The 588-nt window shown below is 76.2% G+C and carries 1 protein-coding gene; it reads left to right on the top strand.

The features are described from left to right. Window positions 1-19: 19 nt before the first annotated feature. Window positions 20-588 (top strand): FAD-binding oxidoreductase (locus HMPREF3086_RS05020; protein WP_141764003.1); only part of this gene is annotated, 569 nt, incomplete at its 3' end.

Below are 588 nucleotides of genomic sequence, written 5' to 3'. Positions count from 1 at the left end.
CGGGTCCGGCGGGTCCACGGTGACGGTTGACGAGCTGGTCGACGCGCTCACCGCCGCGGGTTTGGCCCCGGAGGCCGATCGCCGCCGGGTCGCCGAGTACTCCTACGACGCCTCCAACTACCGGGTCACCCCGGCCGCGGTGCTCTTCCCCCGCTCGGAGGCCGAGGTCGCCACCGCGCTCGCCGTGTGCCACCGCCTCGGCGTACCCGCGACCGCCCGCGGCGGCGGTACCTCGATGGCCGGCAACTCCGTCGGCACCGGGCTGGTGCTGGACCTGTCGCGGCACATGCACCGGGTGCTGGCCGTAGACGAGGCTGCGCGGACGGTCACCGCCGAGGCCGGCACCGTCCTCACCGCCCTGCGCGCCGCGGTTCACGCCGCGACCGACTCGCGACTGACCTTCGCCCCCGATCCCTCGAGCCAGTCGCGGGCGTGCCTGGGCGGGGCGATCGGCAACGACGCGTGCGGGAACCACTCCGTGCGTCACGGCCGGACCGCCGACCACGTCGAGGCGCTGCGCCTGGTCACCGCCGACGGCCTGCGCCTCACCGCCACGCGCCGAGGCGTCGAGGCCACCGACGCCGGGGA

The organism is Dietzia sp. HMSC21D01, from assembly GCF_001815995.1.
GTDB lineage: Bacteria > Actinomycetota > Actinomycetes > Mycobacteriales > Mycobacteriaceae > Dietzia > Dietzia cinnamea.
This window is presented reverse-complemented; position numbering and strand designations above follow the sequence as displayed.